We start from the raw sequence: 841 nt of genomic DNA on the forward strand, positions 1-841 counted from the left end.
AAGGTGGGCAAGGGCAGCCACACCTATTTGCTTTCTCCCATGGCCGCTATGGCCACTGCTATAAGAGGCTGCATTACAGATCCCCGAGAATTTATGTAACAGCCTCCAGTCCTCTTCCCCCTGTTTCCGCCCCATCGTTAAGGTGGGGCGGAAACAAAATAACAGATGTGAGATACTTTTTTATTTGTCAGGAGGAATCTATATGAGCAAACAGACTGGCCGGGCCTGGGTGTTCGGTGACGACGTGGACACAGATCTGATCTATCACAACAAATACCTGGCCGAGACCGACCCCAAGCAGATGCCCCAGTACGCCTTCGAGTATTACCCCGGCATGGAGACCTTTGCCAAGGAGGTGCGCCCCGGCGACTTTGTGGTGGCCGGCAAGAATTTCGGCTGCGGCTCCAGCCGGGAGCACGCGGTCTACTGCCTCCAGTTTGCCGGGGTCCCCTGCGTCCTGGCCGAGACCTGCTCCCGTATCTACTACCGCAACGCCATCAACAACGGCTACCCCGTTCTCTTTGTCAAGGGGCTGTCTCAGGCCATTGCTGATGGCTCTATCAAAAACGGTGATACCCTGGAGGTGGACCTGGATACTGGCGACATCCACGATGTGGATACCGGGGCCACGGTCCACGGCGACGCGGTGAGCGATCTGGAGCACGATATCATGGAGGCCGGTGGGCTGTTCCAGTACATGAAAGCCCAGCAGCACTGAGGAGGGAGCAGGTATGGAACTGAAAAAACCGGCTATGGCCGGTACGCTGGAGTCCAGCGATGTACAGATCACCCTGCGCCCCAATCCCGGGCAAGGCATCCAAATCAATCTGCAAAGCGATGT

General features: G+C 56.8%; 1 protein-coding gene and 1 pseudogene. Both read left to right on the forward strand.

Going from position 1 to position 841, the window contains the following annotated elements:
- Positions 1-202: 202 nt before the first annotated feature.
- The gene (locus D1646_RS22500; RefSeq protein ID WP_160638537.1) at positions 203-718 is read left to right on the forward strand and encodes a 3-isopropylmalate dehydratase small subunit; all 516 of its coding nucleotides are present in this window, start codon (positions 203-205) and stop codon (positions 716-718) included.
- 34 nt (positions 719-752) lie between these two features.
- A pseudogene (locus D1646_RS22505) lies at positions 753-841 on the forward strand (citrate lyase ACP); the annotation flags it as partial.

It is taken from the genome of Pseudoflavonifractor sp. 60 (assembly GCF_009911645.1).
Classification (GTDB): domain Bacteria; phylum Bacillota; class Clostridia; order Oscillospirales; family Oscillospiraceae; genus Lawsonibacter.

What these genes read in the sequence shown, in the direction of transcription:
- D1646_RS22500 (WP_160638537.1), top strand. Translation starts at nt 203, where the DNA reads ATGAGCAAACAGACTGGCCGGGCCTGGGTGTTCGGTGACGACGTGGAC.